Origin of the sequence: Vagococcus sp. CY52-2 (assembly GCF_022655055.1) — a bacterium.
In the GTDB taxonomy this organism is placed as follows: Bacteria; Bacillota; Bacilli; order Lactobacillales; family Vagococcaceae; genus Vagococcus.
The window spans coordinates 1,014,322-1,038,397 of the sequence record NZ_CP093384.1 but is presented as its reverse complement, the minus strand read 5'-3'; the positions used below and the strand labels follow the sequence as shown (position 1 = coordinate 1,038,397).

The following is a 24,076-nucleotide window of genomic DNA, read 5'->3' as shown; positions in this document are numbered from 1 at the left end:
TTATTCTTTGATGGATGAGAGGGTTTTTTGTTTAAAAAATTTAGGGGGAACTTTAATGACTGAAAAAGTAGTAGTGGATGACATGACAATGAAACGAGCATTGACACGTATTACTTATGAAATTATTGAACGACACAAAGGCATTGATGATATCGTGTTGATTGGGATCAAAACACGCGGCATTTATCTAGCTAATCGAATTGCTGAGAGATTAAAACAATTAGAAGGAAAAGACATTCCTGTTGGCGAGCTAGATATTACATTATACAGAGATGATAATCATGTCAATGAACACGACACACCTGAAGTACATGCATCAAATATTCCCTTTTCAATAGAAGATAAAGAAGTCATTTTAGTCGATGACGTTATTTTTACAGGTAGAACGATTCGTGCAGCACTAGACGCTATCATGGATATTGGTCGTCCTGAAAAGATTTCATTAGCCGTATTAGTTGATAGAGGACATAGAGAATTACCAATTCGAGCTGATTACGTTGGCAAAAATATTCCAACGTCAAAAACAGAACAAATTATTGTATCTGTGGAAGAATATGATGGTAAAGATGAGATCAAAATTAAACAACTTAATTAAATAAGCTTTTTAATCGAGTACAGAGAGACTAGGAAAAGCAATAACAATTGGTGGAAAAAGTCAAACACCAACTTGTTTTCGCGCGCCTCGTTTCTAAAACTGAAACGAGGATTTTTTATTATAAAGGAGACTGTCAAATGAAAGAAAACTATAGAAACCCAGATGTTGTATTGGACATACATGATAAACCGAAGGGAATTAAATGGTTAGGGCTTAGCTTACAACATTTATTTACCATGTTTGGTGCCACAGTACTAGTGCCAATATTAGTTGGTATTAACCCAGGAATTGCCCTATTTAGTTCAGGACTTGGAACGATTGTGTATCTCATCGTAACAAAAGGAAAAATACCAGCTTACTTAGGAAGTAGTTTTGCGTTTATTGCAGCGATGCAAATGTTAATGAAAGATGATGGTTATCCGGCAGTTGCCTTAGGAGCTATCACAACGGGGATTGTCTACTTAATTGTTTCAGTCATTGTGAAGCGATCGGGATCAGCTTGGTTAGATAAATTGCTTCCAGCGATTGTGGTTGGACCAGTTGTCATGGTAATCGGCCTTGGGTTAGCTGGAAATGCAGCAAGTCAAGCGATGTATGCAGTAGGAGCAAATGGCGAACAAGTTTACAGTGTGAAATACATTGTAGTTGCCTTGATTACCATGTCACTAACGATTTTCTTTAACATGTATCTTAAAGGGTTTATGGGACTTATTCCAATATTACTAGGAATTGTGTGTGGTTACTTTATCGCACTTGCAGTTGGAATTGTCGATGTTGAGCCAATTAGACAAGCAGCATGGTTTGCTTTACCTGACTTTCAAGCACCGTTTGTGACTTACACACCGAAATTTTACTTAACCGCGATTGTGACCATGGCCCCTATCGCATTTGTGACGATGACAGAACACATTGGTCACTTGATGGTGTTAAATAAATTAACAAAACGAGATTTCTTCAAAGAGCCTGGTCTAGATAAAACACTTAAAGGTGATGGATTAGCACAAATCGTCGCTGGTTTAGTTGGCGGTCCTCCTGTTACAAGTTATGGTGAGAATATTGGGGTTCTTGCGATTACTCGTGTACACAGTGTGTTTGTCATCGGAGGGGCAGCAGCTCTTGCAATGGGATTAAGTTTTGTCGGAAAATTAACCGCGATTATTCAAAGTATTCCCAACCCAGTTATTGCAGGAATTAGTTTTATCCTATTCGGAGTGATTGCTTCAAGCGGATTGAAAATCTTGATTGATAATAAAATTGATTTTAACTTAAAACGCAACTTGTTGATTGCCTCAGTTATCTTAGTAGTGGGAATCGGCGGATTAACATTCCAAGTTGGAGCAGTAGCGGTTTCTGGTATGGCTCTGGCAACATTGTTTGGAATTATACTGAACTTGATTTTACCTGAAAAAGCGAAAAGCGAATTAGAATAAAAAGGAGAGGCTCAAATGATTATTACATCGGAGAGAATTAGTTTAAAACATTTACTAACGGCAGAATCATTAAGTGACCAAGAAGTGATGGGATTAATTAAACGTGCACAGCAGTTTAAACACGGAGAGAAATCTCAATTACCCAATCAACAATATTTTGTTGCTAATCTATTCTTTGAAAACAGTACAAGAACACATAAAAGTTTTGAAGTCGCAGAGAAAAAAATGGGCATCGATGTAATAGAATTTGATGCAAAAACAAGTTCAGTATCAAAAGGCGAATCGTTATATGACACTGTGTTGACGATGTCAGCAATCGGTGTGCATGCGTGTGTGATTCGTCACTGGGAAGAAGATTATTACAATGAATTAATTCAAAGTAAGACAATTACGACATCCATCATTAATGGAGGAGACGGTAGTGGCAATCACCCAACACAGTGTTTACTTGATTTATTGACTATATATGAAGAATTCGGACATTTTGACAATTTAAATATTGCGATATGTGGCGATTTAACGCATTCGCGGGTGGCAAATTCAAATATGAAAATGTTAAAACGTTTGGGAGCGAATCTATTTTTCTGTGGACCAGAAGAATGGTACAACAAGAAATATGAAGCTTACGGGACTTACTTACCAATAGATGACGTATTAGATAAAGTAGACGTGATGATGATGTTACGTGTTCAACACGAACGTCATGAAAGTGGTGGAAGTTTCTCAAAAAAAGACTACCATCAACAACATGGTTTAACCAACGAACGTGCAACAAAAATGAAAGAAAAAGCGATTATCATGCACCCCGCTCCGGTCAATCGTGATGTCGAGCTAGCTGATGAGTTAGTTGAAAGTTATCAATCACGAATCACGCAACAGATGACCAATGGTGTATTTATGAGAATGGCAATATTAGAAGCCATTTTACAAGGAAAATCATAGGAGGATGAACATGAAAACATTAATTAAAAATGGCCGAGTGGTTACAAGTCGAAATCAGTTAATCCCAGTAGATATTTGGATTGAAGAAGGGAAAATCAAAGGGATTGGTCAGTTTACTGAAACAGCAGAGAGTTTTGAACAAGTTATTGATGCAAAAAACGGATTGATAACACCAGGATTAGTTGATGTTCATGTGCATTTTAGAGAGCCTGGATTTGAATACAAAGAAACAATCGAAACAGGTAGTCGTTCAGCGGCTAAAGGTGGGTTCACCACAGTGTGTGCCATGCCAAACCTTAATCCAGTGCCAGATACACCAGAGCGTTTGACAGACATGTATCAACGTATTGAAAAAGATAGCATGGTAAACATCTTACAATATGCACCTATTACAAAAGAATTAAACACAGAAAAGTTAGTTGACTTTGCTGGATTAAAAAAAGCTGGTGCATTTGCTTTTACAAATGATGGTGTGGGTGTGCAAACTGCTGGAGTCATGTATGAAGCAATGAAAGAAGCAGCAGCACTTGATATGGCGATTGTGGCCCACACTGAAGATGAGAGTTTATTATTTGGTGGCGTGATGCATTTAGGTGAGAAATCAAAAGAGTTAGGCTTACCTGGTATTATGAGTGCGACTGAATCATCACAAATTGCTAGGGACGTGTTATTAGCAAAAGAAACAGGTGTTCATTATCATGTTTGTCATGTTTCAACCAAAGAAAGTGTTGAAGTCATCAGACAAGCGAAAAAACATGGTATTCATGTGACGTGTGAAGTGTGTCCGCATCATTTAATCATGACAGATTGTGATATCACACATGATCATGGTTACTTTAAAATGAATCCGCCACTAAGAGCGACTGATGATCAACAAGCATTAATCGATGGATTACTGGATGGAACGATTGATTGTATCGCTACAGACCATGCACCACATGGACACGAAGAAAAAAATCAAAGCATGATTGACTCACCATTTGGAATCGTGGGAAGTGAAACAGCCTTTGCTTTAATGTACACGCACTTTGTTAAAACAAATCGTTTTACACTAGAGCAAGTTGTGTATTGGATGACAGAAGCACCATCAAAACTATTTAATTTAGAAACAGGCTCATTAAATATTGGGGCAGATGCGGATATTGCCATCTTTGACTTAGATGAAGAAGTGGTCATACCTGAAGAGTTTGTTTCAAAATCACATAATACGCCATTTAGTGGAGAAAAAGTTGTTGGAGACACATTATATACCTTTGTAAAAGGGAAATTGGTTTGGAATAAAAAGGAGGCGTAAGTAAATGAAGCGATTGTTAATCTTAGAAGATGGAACGTGTTATGAAGGAGAAGGATTTGGTGCGCCAAATTCTGCTACTGGTGAGTTAGTATTTACAACAGGAATGAGTGGATACCAAGAGATGATGACGGATCCAAGTTTTAAAGGGCAAATATTATTATTCACTTATCCAACAATTGGAAATTATGGAATAAATCGTGATGATTTTGAATCTATGTCTCCAGCTTGTTCTGCTGTTGTGGTCAGAGATGTCGCTAGAGTAGCATCAAACTGGCGCTCACAAGCAACATTAGATGAATTCTTGAAACGAAAAGGTGTTCCAGGAATCAGCGGGATTGACACTCGTGCGTTAACGAAAAAAATTCGTGAAAAAGGGGCAATGAAGGCAAGCATTATAGATGTTGTGTCTGACATAAACCATGCTTACGACCAATTAAGAGCGACTGTTTTACCGTCAACACAAGTCCAAGCTGTTTCAACTACTAAACCTTATAGCATTCCAGGAACGGGTGCAAACGTGGTGATTATTGATTTTGGCATGAAGCAAAGTATATTAAGAGAATTAATCAAACGCGATTGTCATATCACAGTAGTATCCTATGATACAACAGCAGATGAGATTTTATCGTATCAACCAGATGGCGTGATGTTATCAAACGGTCCTGGCAACCCAAAAGATTTACCACTTGCTTTAAAAACGATTTTAAAACTTCAAGGTGTTGTCCCAATTTTTGGTATTTGTTTAGGTCATCAACTTCTAAGTTTAGCAAATGGTGCTGATACGTATAAAATGCGTTTTGGACATCGTGGCGGAAATCATGCTGTCAGAGAGATTGCCTCTGACTCAGTGTACTTCACCTCTCAAAATCACGGGTATGCCGTGTCACTTGATAGTTTAGATACAACAGAATTAATGTTAACTCACGTTGATATTAATGACGGATCAGTTGAAGGAGTTAAACATAAACATCATCCAGCCTTTTCAGTGCAATTTCATCCAGATGCTGCACCTGGGCCACATGACGCAGTATCAATTTTTGATGAATTTATTGAATTAATGGAAAACTGGGGGAATAAACATGCCTAAAAGAGACGATATAAAAAAAATATTAGTGATTGGTTCAGGACCAATTATCATCGGACAAGCAGCTGAATTTGACTATGCCGGTACACAAGCATGTTTAGCCTTAAAAGAAGAAGGTTATGAGGTAGTATTAATCAACTCAAACCCCGCGACAATTATGACAGACAAAGACATTGCTGATAAAGTGTATATCGAGCCTATCACATTAGAATTTGTCACAAAGGTATTAAGAAAAGAACGCCCAGATGCTATCCTTCCGACACTTGGAGGTCAAACAGGATTAAATATGGCGATTGAGTTAAATGACAAAGGGATTTTAGAAGAATTAGGGATTGAACTCTTGGGAACTAAAATCAGTGCCATTGACCAGGCAGAAGATAGAGATTTATTTAAACAATTAATAGAAGAGTTAAATGAGCCAATTCCTGAAAGTGTGATTGTTCATACAGTAGAAGAAGCAGTCGAATTTGGTAAAAAAATCGGTTATCCCTTAATTGTACGCCCAGCTTTCACACTTGGTGGAACAGGTGGTGGTATGTGTGACGATGAAGAAGAATTAATAGCTATCACAAAAAATGGTATTAGCTTGTCCCCTGTTAACCAATGTTTAATTGAAAAAAGTATCGCCGGTTATAAAGAAATCGAATTCGAAGTAATGAGAGATAAAAAGAATCAAGCGATTGTGGTGTGTCACATGGAAAACTTCGACCCAGTCGGAATTCATACTGGAGACTCAATCGTATTTGCCCCTTGCCAAACATTATCTGATGTTGAAGTTCAGCTATTAAGAGATGCGTCACTAAAAATTATTAAAGCCCTTGAAATTGAAGGTGGATGTAACGTTCAGTTAGCCTTAAACCCAGATAGTTATGACTATTATGTCATTGAGGTAAATCCTCGAGTGAGTCGCTCGTCAGCTTTAGCAAGTAAAGCAACAGGATTCCCGATTGCAAAAATTGCCGCGAAAATAGCGGTCGGTTTAACACTTGATGAAATGAAAAATCCAGTGACGCAAACAACGTATGCGATGTTTGAACCAGCATTAGATTACGTGGTATCAAAAATTCCACGTTGGGCATTTGATAAGTTTGAACACGGAGATAGATTATTAAGTACCCAAATGAAAGCAACCGGAGAAGTGATGGCGTTAGGTCGTACGATTGAAGAGTCATTATTAAAAGCGGTGAGATCATTAGAGATTGGGTTACACCATATTGACTCAGAAGAATCAAAAGATCTGTCAGATGATGAGTTAATTAAACAAATGGTCGAAGCAAAAGATGACCGTTTATTCAGAGTAGCAGAAGGTATTAGACGAGGCATGACGATTCAAGACATTGCTCAGTTTACAAAAATTGATATCTTCTTCTTAGATAAAATCAAACGAATCATTGAATTAGAAGATGCGTTATCCAACAATCCAAACGATATCGAAGTATTAAAAGAAGCGAAACGTTATGGTATTGCAGATGTTGTGATTGCCAGATTATGGAATATGACAGCAGAAGACGTAAAAAATATTAGAACTGAGCACAAAATTTTACCAGTTTATAAAATGGTGGACACATGTGCTGGAGAATTTGCTTCAGAAACACCATACTTCTATAGTACTTACGAAGAAGAAAACGAAAGCGAAAAAACAGATAAAGAATCAGTGATTGTCCTTGGTTCTGGTCCAATCCGTATCGGTCAAGGGGTAGAATTTGATTATGCAACCGTTCACTCGGTTAAAGCCATTCAAGAACAAGACTATGAAGCGATTATTATCAATAGCAATCCAGAAACTGTATCAACTGACTTCTCAATTTCAGATAAACTATACTTTGAGCCATTAACATTAGAAGATGTGCTTAACATCGTAGAGTTAGAACAACCTAAAGGCGTTATCGTTCAGTTTGGTGGTCAAACAGCGATTAACTTAGCAGAAGGATTAACAAAACACGGTATTCCAATTATTGGAACAACCTTAGAAGATTTAGATAGAGCAGAAAATCGTGATAAGTTTGAACAAGCGTTACAAGAACTTGGCATCCCTCAACCTGAAGGAGCGACGGCGACTAATGAAGCTGACGCGATAAAAATTGCGGAAAAAATTGGCTATCCTGTGTTAGTTAGACCAAGTTATGTTTTAGGAGGTCGTGCGATGGAGATTGTCTGGAGCACAAAAGACTTAAAACGTTACATGGTTGAAGCCGTAAAAGCATCACCAGAGCATCCAATTTTAATTGACCGATATGTTGTCGGAACAGAGTGTGAAGTTGATGCGATTTGTGATGGGGAAGATGTCTTAATCCCTGGTATTATGGAACATATTGAACGTGCGGGTGTCCATTCAGGAGATTCGATGGCAGTCTATCCACCTCAAACAATAAACCAACCAGTGATTGATAAAATTGTTGATTACACACAAAAACTAGCTAAAGGATTAAACTGTAAAGGTATCATGAATATCCAGTTTATCTCCCAAGGAGAAGACGTCTTCGTGATTGAAGTCAATCCTCGTGCTAGCCGAACGGTTCCTTTCTTAAGTAAAGTAACAGATATCCCAATGGCCAAACTTGCGACACAATTAATTTTAGGTCATACATTGAAAGAGTTTGGTTATGAACCAGGATTATATAAAGAAAGTCCGATGGTTCACGTTAAAGCCCCAGTGTTCTCATTCGCCAAATTACATGAAGTTGACACCCAATTAGGGCCAGAAATGAAATCTACTGGTGAAGTCATGGGAACAGATCGTACGATGGAAAAAGCTCTTTATAAAGCATTTGAAGCAAGTGGCATGCACTTACCAGATTATGGAAATGTTCTATTTACCATATCAGATGATTTTAAAGAAGAAGCACTAAGTTTGGCTAAACGTTTTTCAGACATAGGGTATGGTATTATCGCAACAGAAGGAACAAGTAAGTATTTAACAGATCAAGGATTAATTGTTGAAACAGTCGCTAAAATTGCTGAAACTAATCAATTTAATGTCATTGATAGCATCCGTTCAAATAGAGTGAACCTAGTGATTAATACCACAGGAAACAATGTAAAAGAAACATCAGATGGGTTTAGAATCAGACGTTCAGCAGTCGAAAATGGTGTGCCACTTATGACGTCCCTTGATACAGCCGAAGCGATACTTAAAGTATTAGAAGCTAGAAGTTTTACCGCATTATCATTATAAAAAAGGAGATTGAATATGAAACAAGAGATGATGGAGATTGTCAATCAAGTTGAATTAGCACCACGTATATTCGAAATGACGTTAAGAGGAGACTTAACGCAAGAGATGGTAACACCAGGTCAATTTATTCATATTCGTGTTCCGAGAGAAGATTTACTATTAAGACGCCCAATAAGTTTGGCGGAAGTAAATCATGGCGATAAAACGTGCAAAATCATTTACCGTGTTGAAGGCGATGGGACAAAAGCGTTTAGTGAGTCTCAAGTTGGCGATAAACTAGATTGTTTAGGACCTTTAGGTAATGGATTTGATATAGAAATGGTAGAAAAAGATGATGTTGTTTATGTAATCGGTGGAGGGATTGGTGTTCCTCCTCTTTATGAGTTAGGACGTCGATTAAAAGAAAAAGGAGCAACTATTTATTTCTTAAATGGTTTTGCGTCAAAAGATGTGATGTATTATGAAGAAGAATTTAGTGCATTAGGTCAGTTACACATTGCAACAGATGATGGCTCATATGGTGTAAAAGGTCATGTTGGGATGTTGATTGACGAAGTTAAAGCTGTAACGGGCGAACCTAAAGCAATTTTTGCTTGTGGTGCACCAGGGTTACTAAGAGCAGTTGAAACGACTTTTATAGATCACCCTCATGTGTATCTATCTATGGAAGAGAGAATGGCTTGTGGTGTGGGAGCATGTTATGCCTGTGTCTGTCAGTCTAAGAAAGATCCTAAGGTTAATAAAAAAGTCTGTGATGAAGGGCCAATATTTAAAGCAGGAGAAGTGATAATATGAGTCGTTTAAGTGTGAGTATCCCAGGATTAGAATTAAAAAATCCAATTATGCCGGCTAGTGGTTGTTTTGGTTTTGGTGATGAATATGCTAAGTATTATGATTTAAGTAAACTTGGTGCGATTATGGTAAAAGCCACAACAGCTGACATGCGTTATGGTAATCCCACACCACGCGTCGCTGAAACACCAAGTGGCATGTTAAATGCTATTGGATTGCAAAATCCGGGATTAGAAACCGTTATGGCAAATCAATTGCCTTCTCTTGAAAAATACGATGTTCCAATTATCGCAAACGTCGCTGGTTCAACGGTAGATGATTACAAACGAGTATGCGAAAGAATTGGGGACGCACCAAATGTTAAAGCGATTGAGCTTAACATTTCATGTCCTAACGTAAAAGACGGTGGAATTGCGTTTGGAACAAGTGCTGATGTGGCAGCGGAGTTAACAGCAGAAGCAAAGTCAGTAGCTAATGTGCCTGTTTACATCAAGTTATCACCAAACGTGACAAGTATTGTACCCATTGCAAAAGCAGTAGAAGAGGCTGGAGCAGATGGAATTACGATGATTAATACATTAGTTGGTATGCGTATAGACTTAAAAACAAGAAAATCTGTATTAGCTAATGGAACTGGCGGATTATCAGGTCCAGGGATTAAACCAGTGGCGATTCGCATGATTCATGAAGTATCTCACGCAGTCGACATTCCGATTATTGGAATGGGTGGTGTGTCTACAGTAGATGATGTGATTGAAATGTACTTAGCTGGAGCAAGTGCTGTCGCTGTTGGAACAATGAATTTCACTGACCCGTATATTTGTCCGAAGTTAATTGATGAATTGCCAAGTAAGATGGACGAATTAGGGATTGAGTCGATTGAACAATTAATAAAAGAAGTGAAAGAGGCTAGACAATGAGAGAAAAACGACCAGTCATTGCACTAGATTTACCGAGTAAAAAAGACATGGAATTATTTTTAAGTCATTTTCCAAAAGAAGAATCACTTTATCTGAAAGTAGGAATGGAAATATTTTATCAAGAAGGGCCAAGTATTGTAACGTGGTTGATTGATAATGGACATGATGTGTTTCTTGATTTAAAACTTCATGATATTCCCAATACAGTCTATTCTGCTATGAAGGGTATTGCTAAGTTAGGGGTGGCATTAACCAATGTCCATGCTGCTGGTGGTAAAGAGATGATGGAGATGGCCTACAAAGGATTACAAGAGGGAACACCAAAAAACAAGTCTGTGCCCAAGTTAATCGCTGTCACTCAACTAACCTCAACTAGTGATGAACAAGTCAAACAAGAACAACTTATTTCAGTTGGACTAAATGAAAGTGTCAGACACTATGCTGTATTGGCTCAATTATCAGGACTTGATGGCGTGGTGTGTTCTGCTCATGAAGCCAAAGACATTAAACAACATACCAGTGAGTCATTTGTTTGTTTAACACCAGGAATTAGATTGAAAAGTAATGACGTTGGTGACCAAAAGCGTGTGATGACACCAAGCAAAGCCAGAGAAAATGGCTCAACTTTTATTGTCGTAGGAAGACCAATTACAAAAGCAGAAGATCCTTATGCTGCCTATCTAGAAATCAAAAACGAGTGGAATGGAGAGAATCATAAATGAAACAAATCGCAAAAGAATTATTATCCATTAAAGCAGTATCGTTAAGTCCAAATGAGCCGTTTACATGGGCGAGTGGGATTAAAAGTCCAATCTATTGTGACAATCGTTTAACGATGAGCTACCCTGATGTGCGTAGATTGGTCGCTAAAGGATTAGCGAACTTAATTAAAGAAAACTACCCGAGTGTTGAAGTGATCGCTGGAACAGCCACTGCAGGGATTCCACATGCTGCATGGGTTGCCGAAGAACTTGGCTTACCAATGGTTTATATCCGTGGAAAATCTAAAGATCACGGCAAGAAAAATCAAATCGAAGGACGTATTGATAATGGTGCTAAAATGGTTATTATTGAGGATTTGATTTCAACAGGTGGTAGCGTGATTGATGCCGCTCAAGCAGCTAAACGTGAAGGGGCAGACGTGTTGGGTGTTGCTGCCATTTTTACGTATCAATTACCAAGTGGTGTAGAAAATTTCAAAGCAGCAGGCATTCCATTTGATACATTAACGAATTATGATGAATTAATCGACGTTGCGATAGAAAATGACTACATTTCACAAGATGATCGCTTGTTATTACAAGAGTGGAAAAAAGATCCTTCTGCTTGGTTAAACTAAAAAAATGACCTACGATCATGTCGTAGGTTTTTTTGTAACGTTTTATGGTTGCATTATTAAATACTTTATTATTTAATAAAGGTATTCATTCAATTTAGGAGGAGTTATGGAAGAAAAATTAATGCGTTTATTAAGCTTGATAATGAATATCTTTCTATCCATTTTAGCCCTGTTAATTGTTATTTATATGGGATTTGATTTGGTAAATATTGTTAAACTAATTTTTATTCATGGTGATGTAGGAACGATTGATTCGATTGCCGATTATATTTTAGGTTTCTTTATGTTATTTGAATTTATTATTATGACACTGCAATATATTGATGATGCTCATAATGTTCCTATTAAATATTTAGTATTAATTAGTATCACAGCTATTTTGCGTCAGTTATTAGTTGTACACAATAACGGTGGTCAGACATTACTTTTAACAATTGCGATATTAATATTGACATTAACATTGTATTTATTAGAGTTAATTAAAGCAAAAGAAAAAATTAGAAAAAATAAATAAGTTTAAAGAGGATGGTGTTTTTTATGGGATTAAATGATTTTATTTTGGGATTAAACAACTTAGAAACGATTGTTCGCGCACCAGGGTCGTTTAAATTCACACCGCATACAGTTGCAGCGCATTCCTATCGAGTTTCATCTATCGCTCAAGTATTAGGTGATATTGAAGAGCATCACGGTGTAAAAATTAATTGGAAAAGTCTTTATGAGAAGGCATTAAATCATGATTATACAGAGCGATTTATTGGAGATATCAAAACGCCGGTTAAATATGCTAGCAAAGAACTACGAGGGATGCTACAAACAGTAGAAGAAAAAATGACTGAAGAATTTATTTCCCAAGAAATACCAAAAGAATTTCAAGACATTTATCGAAGACGTTTATTTGAAGGAAAAGATGATACGATAGAAGGTGAAATTTTATCTATTGCAGATAAAGTTGATTTATTGTATGAATCTTTTGAAGAAATTGTTAAAAATAATCCTGAAACTGTATATAGAGAAATGTTTTTAGAAGCAATTCAAACCATTCAGAAGTATAAACATCGTCCATCAGTTATTTATTTCTTTGAGGAAATTTTTCCTGAATTATTAGATAAGCCATTTTATGGAAAAGATGATTTTATTGAACAAGTGAATCAATACTTATAGAAAATAGGAAAAAAATACTAATTATCATTAGGATAATTAGTATTTTTTTATTATAATAAAATTAAGATTAAACTATTATCGCAAACAAGATATAAACAATAAAAGGAGATTTTGCCACCATGACAACTAATACCTTTGTATATCCGCACCCTATTAATACATTCATTATTAATCATTTAAATTATACCGTACAAGAATTTTGTGAACAGTTTCAATACCCACAATCAACCGTCGCGACTTGGGTCAGTAGAGAGAGACGCATTGAATCGTTACCAGTATCTTTTATCTATTCATTATCTTTAGCAACTAGTAAATCAATGGATTGGGTATATGGGGAGTTACTAAAATTACAAGATGAATATGATGATCATAAAGAGAAATTTAAACGAACAAAAAAACATATATAAAAACGAGTAGTTTTCTACTCGTTTTTACAATTTATTTTATTTTTCCTTCATAATCAGAAAGGTTTAATCCTTTTAAATGATTAATATCTGTTCCTGTTGAAATACCAACACCTCGTGTTTCGTCATATCCGATTCCACTATAGAAAATATGATATTGATTTCCTTCTTTTAGCATGGCACTTCTATATAAGCCTTTGCCATCGTATCCTACACGTTTTCCTGAAGGGAATATAATAGGTTTTAAGGTATCCCATTTTTTATTATCTGATGATTTAGAGTAGTATAGGTTCATAACATGACGATCGGATAATTTATAGTCACCATTTGATTTAAAGCCAACCACAATCATTTCATAGCCTAAATCAGTTTTTTGTACATCTAAATGCCAATGATGCATATTATCTTCTTCATAAGGAACAGTTACTTCAATAGATTTACTCCACTTTTTACCATCCACACTATTTCTAGTCCAAATCTTATATCCGTGAGCGACATACCAAACTTTATATCCATTTTCATCTTTAATAAATACTGGTGATATCCAGTCTTCACCAGGTTTTGTTCCATTAAATACCACTTCTTTTGGTGTCCACGTTTTTCCATCTGTTGAGGTTCGTTTGTAAATAATTGATTTTTTATTAATGTCATCAACATAGCGCCAAAAAACTTCTAGACGATTATCTTCCTTGTTATAAATGATATGAGTATCAGAATCGTATTGCATGGGTGTATTATTCTCATTGAATTTTTCACTTTTGGGTTCGTCCAAAGGATTTGCTTCATTTGGAATCCAGGAAACTAAATCATTTGATTTAAATACATGTGGGTTTTCATAAATTGCTTTCCCTTTTGGATAAGGGGTAACAGCCATCCAGTATTTATAACCGTCCAAAGGTTCGTCAAGAGCGACAACGGAAGGGTGTGTAGCATCTATACTTCCATAAACAGAAGGCAAAGTTAATCGTTCTATTGCATTTGCTTCAGTTTTAATTTTTTGTCCATTGTATGTAACAACATGACTGTGATTAATCGTTCCTTTTTTTAATTGAACATATTGTTTTGCTGGAATATAAGCCAATACACCTCCACCTATGATTAACATAATCATTAAAATATTTAATTTTTTATTTTTTAATTCTTTTTTGAAGAGATAGCGGTAAATGAAATAAGATATAGCAAATACAGCTAAACCTATTCCAACAACACCTAATAGAACCGTTCTAAAACGTAACATAAAATCATTAACACTCCTTTATTTTTTTAATTTCATTAATTTCTGGGGTAACAAATAATGTTTTTTGATTGTCATAAATAACAAAGCCAGGTTTAGCACCATTTGGTTTTTTCACATGTTTCACGGCAACATAATCAACAGGAACGGAAGCCGAAAGACGATATTTAGAATAGTAAGCTGCAAGCAAGGCTGCTTCTAAAAGCGTTTGATCACTTGGATCATTATTTTTTATAATGACATGAGAGCCAGGAATATCCTTAGTGTGTAGCCAAATATCATTTTTATTGGCAGTTTTCAGTGTTAACTGATCATTTTGAATATTATTTTTCCCGACATAAATTATATCGCCATCACTTGATATAAATTGCAATGGTTTAGAGGGTTTATTTTTTTGTTTTTTCTTATCTTTTGTTTTATTTTTAATGTATTTTCCAGCAATCAACTCATCTCTGATTAGTTGTACATCACTAGGTGAGGCAATATCTAATTGTGCTAAAACTGACTCTAAGTAGAGTAATTCATATTTTGTAATATTTAGCTGTTCTTTTACCACCGCCACACCATTTTTAAGCTTTTGATAACGTTGGAAGTACTTTTGTGCATTTTGGTTTGGTGTAAGAGCTTCATTTAAACTAATTTTAATTGGTTCATCATTATCATAATAATTTGGTAGCTCAACACTGGTAGCGCCACGTTTTACTTCATGTAAGAATGTCGTGAGAAGCTCTCCTTTGACACGGTAAATCTCTGCATTATCAGCATCCACAAGTTGTTTTTCTAGAATTTTGGTTTTCTTTTTTAATTTATTAATATCGTTTGTCACTTTTTTGATTAGCTCACCAGCTTGTTGTTTTACCCGGTCTTTCTCGACTTTGCCTTCATAAAAAGCATCTAACATGTCACTAAGTGTATCAAACTGTGATAAATTTTCATCAAAAGTTTGATAGGGGATAGGGGCAAAACGTTCTTTTTGATTCACTAACCCAATTGTTGGATTTAAATGATTGGTCATTTCATTAAAAAAGTTTTTCCAAGTTGTCACCTTATAAGTGTCACTTTTTATTAAGCGATAAACTAGCTCATTGGCAGTATCTTTAGAGAATCCTTCAAATTGTTGCTGAATGGCTTGTGGCGTTAAATCAGCCATACTATTTAACTCTTTGAACAACTCTTCATTATTTATTGTCCAAGGATTTTGTGTGTTTTTTAGTGGTGGATTAATGTAGTCAGCTCCTGGTAGAAGTAAACGGTAACTATTTTGACTCATTCCGACATGTTTGATCGTATCAATAATTTTTTGTGTATCTTTATTTAATAAGATAATGTTACTGTGTCTACCCATTAATTCTACAATTAAGACAATACTCTCCAAATCACCTAAATCATTCCGACTTTCAAAAGAAAAGGAAATAATTCGATCATTATTTGTTTGTTTAATTTCTTGTAAAATACTTCCCTCAAGATACTTTCTAAGTGTCATACAAAAGTTTGGAGGGGTAGTAGGATTTTTATACTTGATATTCGTTAGTTGAATACGAGCATAATTTGGATTTGCTGATAATAAAAGTGTGTGATTTTTGGAATGGTTTCTAAAAACCAACATCAATTCATTATCATAGGGTTGATGAACTTTTGATAGTCTTCCATTGGTTAATGTATCTGATAATTCGTTTACCATTAAATGAGTCAATATACCGTCAAATGACATGGTAAAACCTCCTTTTAAAAAATAAATAAGGAGAAACAACAGTTAATATGTTATTTCTCCTTTCACGTTTAATTTGGTCCGTTTCCTTTAAACCAACCAGTTTTATCATTAATTGTTACAACATATATAGGGAATTCTTCTGGTTTACTATTTGGAAATAGTTTTGAGTTCTTTGTAGCATATAAATCATAGAATCCAACACCATTTTCAATAAATTTAGGGACAAGTGTGTAACCACCATCCACAACATACCCTCGACTAATTACTTCAGAAATGACTTTTTCTTGTACACCAGCATTCCATGACCAAGCTGGATTTGATAAATCAATTGTAGAATCTTGTCTCGTTCCCCAACGGCCACCATTGGTTGATGGGGTAAATGAATTTCCATTTTGGGTGTTATTATTGTCGTTTGTTTGCGCTTGTTGATTATTTTTTTCAGCTTCTTCTTTAGCGGCTTCTGCTTGTTTTGCTTCTTCTTCTTGACGTTTTTCTTCAGCTTGTTTTTCTTGCTCGTCGATTACTTTACTGACTTTATCTAATGTAGCTTGATAGTCAGATTTTAAGCTAGGATCTTTGATATTAGCTAATTGTTTCACAGCTTCATTATACACTTGTTTACTTGGTTCACTAACTACTTTATCATCTCTGTATAGTTTTTCAAGTGTCGATTTAAATGTTTTAATGGCAGATTTTTGATCTGTCGCATCCTTAATGGCTTCATTATATAATTTGTCAAAACCATTTTTTTCAGGATCAATTGCTTCAAGCGTTAGTTTTGTATCATCTTTTACATAGGCATCAGTCAGTAATTGATTGCCTTCAATAATAGGTGTTTTAAAGGCATCATTAATGGCAGTTAAACGAGTGAATGTCTTAATAGCTTGCTGTAAGCGTTCATTTAATTTATCATATTGCTCATTACCCTTTATCTCGTTTACTTTATCTTCGGCATTTTTTATATCTGATTGGGTAATACCTTTTTTCAAAAAGATATCTCCTTGATTTTTCATGAATAAATTATCTATAGCCTCTTCAGCACTAGTTGTCAACTTTAATGTTGTTTCTAATTCATGCTGTTTTTTTTGTGAGTTATAGACATACCCACCACCAAAGACAATGAGCAAAATGATAATTCCTACTAAAATTTTTGTTTTGTTATTCTTAGTAGGAGGAGTATGATTAGATTGTTTCGTATCAGATATTAGTGATGTAGACTTAGTTAATTCTTTTTCTTCTTTAGTATTATCTACTTCTTTATCTTCTTCCTCTTGGGGGCTGTGTATTACGGTCTTATTAATAGATTTGTCCATTTTTTCATCTGAGACAGTCTGTTTATCTTCTGTAATAGGGCTTTGTTTTGTCTCGTCTTCATCCATGACTTTCTCATCATTAGTTTGATTAGATAGTGTTCGATGTTTAAACGTTGGGACTGATTGGTTAAATGAGTCGTCAGTTGTCTTTTTGTTTAAGTCAGATTGACTCTCATTTTTTAGTGTATCTTTAGATATATTATGTTGCTTATCAATCGGAATAAATAAATCACAGTTAGGACAATAGGTTTCTCCTGCTTTAAATATATGACCACAATTTGGACATTTTTTTACTTCATTGGTCAAAAGAAATCGCTCCTTATTATTTTGAATAATTATATTAACCTATATATTATAAACCATTCAGTATAAAATTAGTAGTCAAAAAGAAGAATCCATTGCTAATCTTTCAATATCGACTATTCTCAAAGAAACTTTTTTACGTTATAATGTTCCTAGAATAAATAAGGTGGGGAGTTAATGACGGAATTTAAACGGCAAGTAAAAAAACTTTTTCATTCCCTAAAAAAAGTCAATTGGCTAGATATGATTAAGTCAAATAAACGTTTTGTTATCATTATTAGTTTAATAACACTTCTTTTTGTTGTTATGTCAGTATTTGTTTCGGCTGTTAGACCAACTATAAGGGAAAAACAACTTCATGCTATTTCGGAGTTACAATCTGATAACAAACAAGTTATTCCAACTAAAGAGACAGATATTCAGACTGTTTTATCAGATAAAGAGTCCCATATTGTTGCTGTAATTGATGCCAAAGGGAATCCAAGTTTATCGACAGTGGAAAAATTATTGACACAGAAAACGCCATTGGAGACAATCGATTGGAAAATAAATTATATCCAACCAATTTATAATTTTACAGATATTGCGAAACAATATAAATTAACAGCGAAAAATAATTTTATCGTCATAGAAGATGGCAAAGAAAAAGGAAGATATTCTTTTGATAAACTAACGGGAGGGCTTGAGGTCCTAGACGAAAAATTAATCGCCATTATTGAGCCAAAAATTGCTCGAAAAAAACCTAAACGCATAAAAGTAGCTAAAAAAGTGGATGATAGTTTAACTAATTCTACAACTGATAGCAGTGCTCGCAAGAAAACGAAAGAAATTATTTTTGAATAATTGATTGACAGGTGTCCGTTTTAGCGATATTATAATAACAAATTTAAAACGAAATGAGGAAATGGCCATGAAAAAACAAGATAATAGTCAAACATTCTTTTTACATAATATATCATGGCAAACTTGGCGTAGATAGTTGTATTTGTACGGGTGTATAGATACAGCTTTTAGAGATTTTCTAAAGAGGTATCTATGCTAAGGAATAATCAGACAGATCCTATCGCATAGAAATCATATCTATGCGGTTTTTTTGTGGGAAAAACAAAGACAATAAACCGTTTCATTCGGGTTTATTGTCTTTTTTATTTCGAGGAGGAAAAAATATGAAAAATAAACGATTAAAATATTCAGTCTATCTTTTAGTATTCATTTTAGTAGGGTCATTTGTAATGGGGATGAAAAAGCAAGAGACAAACACAGTGAAACCCATTCCTAAAGTTGGCGTCTTGCAATTTGTTAGTCATCCATCTCTTGATTTAATCTATAAAGGATTTGTTGAAGAACTTGAAAGACAAGGTTATAAAGACAAAGAAACGATTAATATCGATTTTCAAAATGGTCAAGCGGATCAAAGTAAATTATCAAGTATGAGTCAGCAGCTAATTGGTAAAAAACCCGATGTGTTAGTAGGAATTGCTACACCAGCTGCTCAAGCATTAGCTAATCAGACAAAAGATATCCCCATTATTTTAGGGGCAATTAGTGATCCAAAAGCGGCTGGATTAGTTGAAAGTAATAATAAACCTGGCGGCAACATAACAGGAGTCAGTGATCAATCACCTGTTGAGGCACAATTGAAATTAATGAAACAACTGATGCCTAATATCAAAACAGTTGGTGTTATTTATTCATCAGCTGAAGATAATTCTTTATCACAGGTTAATCGTTTTAAAGAGATAGCAGAAAAAGAGGGAATAGAGGTTAAAACGTATGCAGTTCCTTCTACCAACGAAATCTCTCAAATGACTCACGTTATGACAGGTGAGGTAGAGGCTATTTATACCCCAACAGACAATACAATTGCTAATGGGTTCCAAACAATTGTTTCAATCGCAGATGAAGCAAATATTCCGATATTCCCATCTGTGGATACAATGGTAGAAGAAGGCGGTGTCGCTACTATAGGCATTAATCAGTATGACTTAGGTGTTCAAACAGCTAAAATGGTGGTTGGTACTTTAACAGGAAAAATAATACCAAGTGATACACCTATTTATACCTTTAATACAGGCGACTTAGTTATTAACGAAGAAAAAGCACAAAAATTAGGGATAACTATTCCAAAAGAGTTAAAAGAGGAGGCTAAAAAATGATTGCATCAACAATAGGACAAGGAATATTATGGTCAGTACTGGGCCTAGGCATTTATTTAACATATAGAATATTGGATTTTCCAGATTTAACAACAGAAGGGAGTTTCCCTCTTGGAGGTGCTGTTTGTGTTACAGCTATTACCAATGGTGTATCACCTGTTATAGCCACATTGTTAGGAGTTATGGCAGGTATGTTAGCAGGCTTAACGACAGGATTACTCTATACTAAGGGAAAGATTCCAGTCATTCTTTCAGGAATACTAGTAATGAGTGCACTCAATTCAGTGATGTTGTTTGTCATGAAATCACCTAACTTGTCACTGCTTAATAAACCAAAAATCTTTTCATTACTAAACTTTGCCCATTTGCCGGCTAATTTTGATGTTATACTGATTGGGTTACTAGTTGTAATCATCGTGATATTTTGTTTATTGTCATTTTTAAATACCGATTTAGGACAAGCTTACATTGCAACTGGTGATAATGAAGTTATGGCAAAATCATTAGGGGTTCATACAGATAAAATGAAGATTTTGGGACTTATTGTGTCAAATGGGCTAATTGGATTATCAGGGGCTTTAATAGCACAAAGTGATGGTTATGCTGATATTAATAAAGGGATTGGTGTTATTGTCATTGGCTTAGCGTCTATCATTTTAGGAGAGCTATTATTTGGAGAACTGACCATGTTAGAACGATTCATTGCAATTGTAGTGGGAAGTATTATCTATCAATTATTGATACTGGCTGTAATTAAATTAAGTTTTGATACAACTTACTTGAAATTCTATTCTTCTGTTATTCTAGGTATTTGCTTAATTATTCCAGAATTAAGCAAGAAATTTAGTGAGAAAAAAGGGGGAAGTATCAATGAATAATGCATTAGATATTATCAATGGTGTTAAAACTATTTCAAGTGGACGTCATATTATGGATCGTTTAAATCTCTCAATACCTCATGGTGAATTTGTGACTATTTTGGGAGGAAATGGAGCAGGTAAGTCAACTCTATTTAATGTCATCTCTGGTCAGTTATTTTTAACCAGTGGTAGAGTAGAACTCAATGGTGAAGATGTGACGAATCAAAGTGAAGAAAATAGAGCAAAGTATATTGCGCGCGTTTTTCAAGACCCTAAATTAGGTACTGCCCCAAGAATGACTGTTTCAGAGAACTTATTATTGGCTCAACTCAGAGGAAAAAAAAGAGGGCTTAAAAAACGCCAATTAGCACAACAAAAAGAATTTTTCTTTGAACAATGCCAAAAAATAGGAAATGGGTTAGAACATCATTTAGATACACCAACTGGTAATCTATCAGGTGGTCAAAGGCAAGCACTTAGTTTATTGATGGCAACAATTCAAAAACCCGATTTATTATTATTGGATGAACATACAGCCGCTCTTGATCCTAAAACAAGTCGGCAATTAATGGATTTAACAGAAAAGACCATCTCAGAAAATAAATTAACGTGTCTAATGATTACACACCGTATGGAAGATGCATTGAAATACGGCAATCGATTAATTGTGTTAGATTCAGGGCAAGTTCAAAAAGACATAGATGAAACACAAAAAAAACAATTAGGATTAGCTGATTTACTAACTTTTTTCAACTTATAACCAAACTAAACCTCCTGGAAACTTGAATTGGGAGGTTTTATTTAATCTAACTTTTTTTATTTTAAAAGGATGTCTAGATTAGTATGGCTTAGATCAACCATCAACCATATTATGTGTCGTTATGTACAGTTCGAACAAGTAAAACGCTATTTCCAGAATTTGAAAACCATAAATTAAATACTGTTAGTAAAAAGTTAGGCATCTCTTTAGACAATCACCATAACGCATTAGACGATAGTCTAGCTTGTGCGAATATTTTGTTATACCAAGCTAATCATTTTGGTTTAGAGTCACTAAAAAAGCTAGTTAAAGTCATTTAATCGATTAACTAGCTTTTCTTATTTATTATTGTTTAGGAATAAGTTTAATGATCATATCCGTATTATCAACGCTATCAGTTGGGGTTAAGATAATATCTTTTCCTTCATGAGACATTGTATAAATTCCTTTTATGTCTAGCTGAGTATTTTTAAAAGTGATCTTGTCTCCATCAATTGTGTATCGTGATTCGATTTCTGTATTGTTTGATAGTTCTTTGGCAAATTTTTTTGCAAGGTCATCTCCAACGTAATCTTTATCTTTTTTATTAAAAGATTTGCTATCAATTTTAGATAATAACTTATCATGATCAAATCTTACCAATAAAGGTGGGAATTGCTCTTCTGATTCTCTAATTAGGGTCCAATCATGATTGGTGAGTTCTTGTTTGTAATTAGAATTTGTACAGGCAGTTAATGAAAATGTTGCGATAATAAAGAATAGTAATGATTTGACATATTTCATAATAATCCCTCCAAAGTGTGATAAAAAAACAATTTTTATATTACTACTATAGCATAAAAGGTCGTGAAACTGGTAATAGTTCTTTCTTTTGATAAAATATTATTTTAATTTTTTTGTGTATAACATCTAATAAGGACGATTGTTAAAAGAGTATGATATAATATCAATAAATTATAATTAGTAAGGCGTGGTTTTTTTGACGATTTCATTGCACCAAGTAGAAGGATTATTAAAAGAAAATAAGTTATTAAAAGAATTTATATATAACAATGAGTGGCACTATAATCTTCCCGTTGAGGATAAAACCCTCACTCATTTATCATATGATTCAAGGGATGTATCAAGTGAGACGTTATTTTTTTGTAAAGGAGCTAGTTTTAAAGCAGAGTATTTAATGGCTGCTATGTCTCAAGGGTTATCTGTTTATATATCAGAGATGCCTTTTGAGGTGAATGGTGGCTTAGGAATCATTGTGACAGACATTAGAAAAGCAATGGCTTTGATTAGTATGGCTTTTTATGATGACCCTCAAACGAAATTAAAAGTAGTCGCTTTTACAGGAACAAAAGGAAAAACAACTTCAGCATATTTTTTAAAATATATATTGGATGAATTTAACCAACATAAAACAGCAATGTTTTCTACGATGAATTCCACACTAGATGGAAAGACTTATTTTAAGTCTCATTTAACAACCCCCGAGTCAATGGATTTATATCGTATGATGGCACAAGCAGTTGATAATAAGATGACACATTTAGTAATGGAAGTATCTTCACAGGCATATAAGTTAAATCGTGTCTATAAACTGATGTTTGATGTTGGGATTTTCCTTAATATTTCGCCAGATCATATTAGCCCAATAGAGCACCCAACGTTTGATGATTATTATTATTGTAAGAGACAATTAATTCAACATTCAAAACATTTTATTGTAAACAAAGAAACAAAAGATGTGGCGTTAATTTTAGAAGAAGCACAAGATAGAAACATCCCAACCCTTACTTATAGTTCGCATGATAAATCTGCAACTTATTACTGGGAAAAGGGAGAAAATGCCTCAAGTTTTAGTGTTGAGGCACAGGAAGATGTGCTTGATTTGTGTGATCATTACGAATTAAGTTTAATGGGGGACTTTAATAAGGACAATGCTTTAGCTAGTTTGATGGCTGCTAGATTATTAGGAGTTGATATTGACAGTTGTAAAAAAGGGTTAGAACAAGCCATTGTGCCTGGTCGAATGGAAAAACTCATTCAAAAAAATGGCTCTACTGTTTATATTGATTATGCTCATAATAAAGTGAGTTTAACGAGTTTATTAGGATTTGCCAAAAATGAACATCAAGATGGGAAAATTATTACTGTGATTGGTAGTACGGGAGATAAGGCAACGTCTCGAAGAAAAGACTTTGGTGATGTGTTAAATGAGTATACTGATATTGTGTTTCTCACATCTGATGATCCTGGATACGAGGATCCTGTCATGATTATTAATGAAATTAGTCAATACATTACAAACAAAGATGTTATTCAACATATTGTAATAGATAGAGAAGAAGCGATTAAACAAGCATTAGATTTAGCTACGAGCCATGATACTGTTATATTAGCAGGGAAAGGTCGAGATTTATATCAAAAGATACAAGGAAGAGATGTCCCGTATTTGGGAGATTATACCATTGCTGAAAACCACATCTTAAAGAAACCATAATAATATTATGCGAACCAAAAGACTTAGAAATTTATCTAAGTCTTTTTTTATATTCAAAATCGATATGATAATTTTATGAAACATATGATATTTTATTGAATATGAT

22 protein-coding genes and 1 pseudogene are annotated in these 24,076 nt (G+C 34.7%); 19 read left to right on the top strand and 4 right to left on the bottom strand.

Annotated elements, in window-relative coordinates; genetic code table 11:
- Positions 1–55: 55 nt before the first annotated feature.
- From pyrR to MN187_RS05170, 13 genes are all read left to right on the top strand, one after another.
- Positions 56–595 carry a bifunctional pyr operon transcriptional regulator/uracil phosphoribosyltransferase PyrR gene (gene pyrR, locus MN187_RS05230; protein WP_071456897.1) on the top strand — a complete coding sequence of 180 codons (540 nt, stop codon included), beginning with the start codon at positions 56–58 and terminating at the stop codon, positions 593–595.
- 137 nt (positions 596–732) lie between these two features.
- Positions 733–2,025, top strand: coding sequence for a solute carrier family 23 protein (locus MN187_RS05225; protein WP_241699027.1), 1,293 nt, complete (start codon positions 733–735; stop codon positions 2,023–2,025).
- A gap of 15 nt (positions 2,026–2,040) precedes the next feature.
- Entirely contained in the window at positions 2,041–2,967 is a 927-nt protein-coding gene (locus tag MN187_RS05220) for an aspartate carbamoyltransferase catalytic subunit (RefSeq protein ID WP_242093495.1), read from the top strand.
- 10 nt (positions 2,968–2,977) lie between these two features.
- Positions 2,978–4,261 carry a dihydroorotase gene (gene pyrC / locus MN187_RS05215; protein ID WP_242093492.1) on the top strand — a complete coding sequence of 428 codons (1,284 nt, stop codon included), beginning with the start codon at positions 2,978–2,980 and terminating at the stop codon, positions 4,259–4,261.
- Positions 4,262–4,265: 4 nt separating this feature from the next.
- Positions 4,266–5,348 carry a carbamoyl phosphate synthase small subunit gene (locus MN187_RS05210; RefSeq protein WP_242093490.1) on the top strand — a complete coding sequence of 361 codons (1,083 nt, stop codon included), beginning with the start codon at positions 4,266–4,268 and terminating at the stop codon, positions 5,346–5,348.
- Complete coding sequence (carB, locus tag MN187_RS05205; protein WP_242093488.1) at positions 5,341–8,520, top strand: carbamoyl-phosphate synthase large subunit; 3,180 nt, start codon at positions 5,341–5,343, stop codon at positions 8,518–8,520. The genes MN187_RS05210 and carB overlap by 8 nt, the downstream gene beginning before the upstream one ends.
- Positions 8,521–8,535: 15 nt before the next feature.
- Positions 8,536–9,315, top strand: a complete 780-nt coding sequence (locus tag MN187_RS05200) for a dihydroorotate dehydrogenase electron transfer subunit (RefSeq protein ID WP_242093487.1) — start codon at positions 8,536–8,538, stop codon at positions 9,313–9,315.
- A complete protein-coding gene (locus MN187_RS05195; RefSeq protein ID WP_242093485.1) occupies positions 9,312–10,232 on the top strand; it encodes a dihydroorotate dehydrogenase in 921 nt (306 codons plus the stop codon). The genes MN187_RS05200 and MN187_RS05195 overlap by 4 nt, the downstream gene beginning before the upstream one ends.
- Positions 10,229–10,954, top strand: coding sequence for an orotidine-5'-phosphate decarboxylase (gene pyrF / locus MN187_RS05190; protein WP_242093483.1), 726 nt, complete (start codon positions 10,229–10,231; stop codon positions 10,952–10,954). Before MN187_RS05195 ends, pyrF begins: the two co-directional genes overlap by 4 nt.
- Complete coding sequence (gene pyrE / locus MN187_RS05185; protein WP_117972354.1) at positions 10,951–11,571, top strand: orotate phosphoribosyltransferase; 621 nt, start codon at positions 10,951–10,953, stop codon at positions 11,569–11,571. Before pyrF ends, pyrE begins: the two co-directional genes overlap by 4 nt.
- 106 nt (positions 11,572–11,677) lie before the next feature.
- Positions 11,678–12,085: a phosphate-starvation-inducible PsiE family protein gene (locus MN187_RS05180; RefSeq protein ID WP_117972353.1), complete on the top strand. Its 408-nt coding sequence runs from the start codon at positions 11,678–11,680 to the stop codon at positions 12,083–12,085.
- A gap of 23 nt (positions 12,086–12,108) precedes the next feature.
- Complete coding sequence (locus tag MN187_RS05175; protein WP_117972352.1) at positions 12,109–12,735, top strand: YfbR-like 5'-deoxynucleotidase; 627 nt, start codon at positions 12,109–12,111, stop codon at positions 12,733–12,735.
- Positions 12,736–12,854: 119 nt separating this feature from the next.
- On the top strand, positions 12,855–13,142 hold the full coding sequence (locus MN187_RS05170; protein WP_117972351.1) for a type III secretion system protein PrgN: 288 nt from the start codon (positions 12,855–12,857) through the stop codon (positions 13,140–13,142).
- Positions 13,143–13,173: 31 nt separating this feature from the next.
- Here MN187_RS05170 and MN187_RS05165 read toward each other — a convergent pair whose 3' ends face one another.
- The 3 genes from MN187_RS05165 to MN187_RS05155 all read right to left on the bottom strand — a co-directional run bounded on the left by MN187_RS05165 (position 13,174) and on the right by MN187_RS05155 (position 17,703).
- On the bottom strand, positions 13,174–14,376 hold the full coding sequence (locus MN187_RS05165; RefSeq protein WP_242093481.1) for a hypothetical protein: 1,203 nt from the start codon (positions 14,374–14,376) through the stop codon (positions 13,174–13,176).
- Positions 14,377–14,383: 7 nt separating this feature from the next.
- Entirely contained in the window at positions 14,384–16,084 is a 1,701-nt protein-coding gene (locus MN187_RS05160; RefSeq protein ID WP_242093479.1) for an Rqc2 family fibronectin-binding protein, read from the bottom strand.
- A 68-nt stretch (positions 16,085–16,152) separates the two neighbouring features.
- On the bottom strand, positions 16,153–17,703 hold the full coding sequence (locus MN187_RS05155; RefSeq protein WP_242093477.1) for a cell division site-positioning protein MapZ family protein: 1,551 nt from the start codon (positions 17,701–17,703) through the stop codon (positions 16,153–16,155).
- A gap of 174 nt (positions 17,704–17,877) precedes the next feature.
- Here MN187_RS05155 and MN187_RS05150 point away from each other — a divergent pair, with 174 nt between their 5' ends.
- The 5 genes and pseudogenes from MN187_RS05150 to MN187_RS05130 form a co-directional block, all read left to right on the top strand.
- Positions 17,878–18,543 (top strand): hypothetical protein, encoded by a 666-nt coding sequence (locus MN187_RS05150; protein WP_117972347.1) that lies wholly within the window; start codon positions 17,878–17,880, stop codon positions 18,541–18,543.
- A gap of 323 nt (positions 18,544–18,866) precedes the next feature.
- Positions 18,867–19,856 carry a tryptophan ABC transporter substrate-binding protein gene (gene trpX / locus MN187_RS05145; protein WP_117972346.1) on the top strand — a complete coding sequence of 330 codons (990 nt, stop codon included), beginning with the start codon at positions 18,867–18,869 and terminating at the stop codon, positions 19,854–19,856.
- Positions 19,853–20,734, top strand: coding sequence for an ABC transporter permease (locus MN187_RS05140; protein ID WP_241699016.1), 882 nt, complete (start codon positions 19,853–19,855; stop codon positions 20,732–20,734). The genes trpX and MN187_RS05140 overlap by 4 nt, the downstream gene beginning before the upstream one ends.
- Positions 20,727–21,476: an ABC transporter ATP-binding protein gene (locus MN187_RS05135; protein WP_241699015.1), complete on the top strand. Its 750-nt coding sequence runs from the start codon at positions 20,727–20,729 to the stop codon at positions 21,474–21,476. The genes MN187_RS05140 and MN187_RS05135 overlap by 8 nt, the downstream gene beginning before the upstream one ends.
- A gap of 101 nt (positions 21,477–21,577) precedes the next feature.
- Positions 21,578–21,796 (top strand): annotated as a pseudogene (locus tag MN187_RS05130) (exonuclease domain-containing protein); the annotation flags it as partial.
- A 25-nt stretch (positions 21,797–21,821) separates the two neighbouring features.
- Here the strand turns inward: MN187_RS05130 and MN187_RS05125 are convergent.
- Positions 21,822–22,259, bottom strand: a complete 438-nt coding sequence (locus tag MN187_RS05125; RefSeq protein ID WP_117972343.1) for a hypothetical protein — start codon at positions 22,257–22,259, stop codon at positions 21,822–21,824.
- 196 nt (positions 22,260–22,455) lie between these two features.
- Here MN187_RS05125 and MN187_RS05120 point away from each other — a divergent pair, with 196 nt between their 5' ends.
- Positions 22,456–23,970 carry a UDP-N-acetylmuramoyl-L-alanyl-D-glutamate--L-lysine ligase gene (locus tag MN187_RS05120; protein WP_117972342.1) on the top strand — a complete coding sequence of 505 codons (1,515 nt, stop codon included), beginning with the start codon at positions 22,456–22,458 and terminating at the stop codon, positions 23,968–23,970.
- Positions 23,971–24,076: the final 106 nt, after the last annotated feature.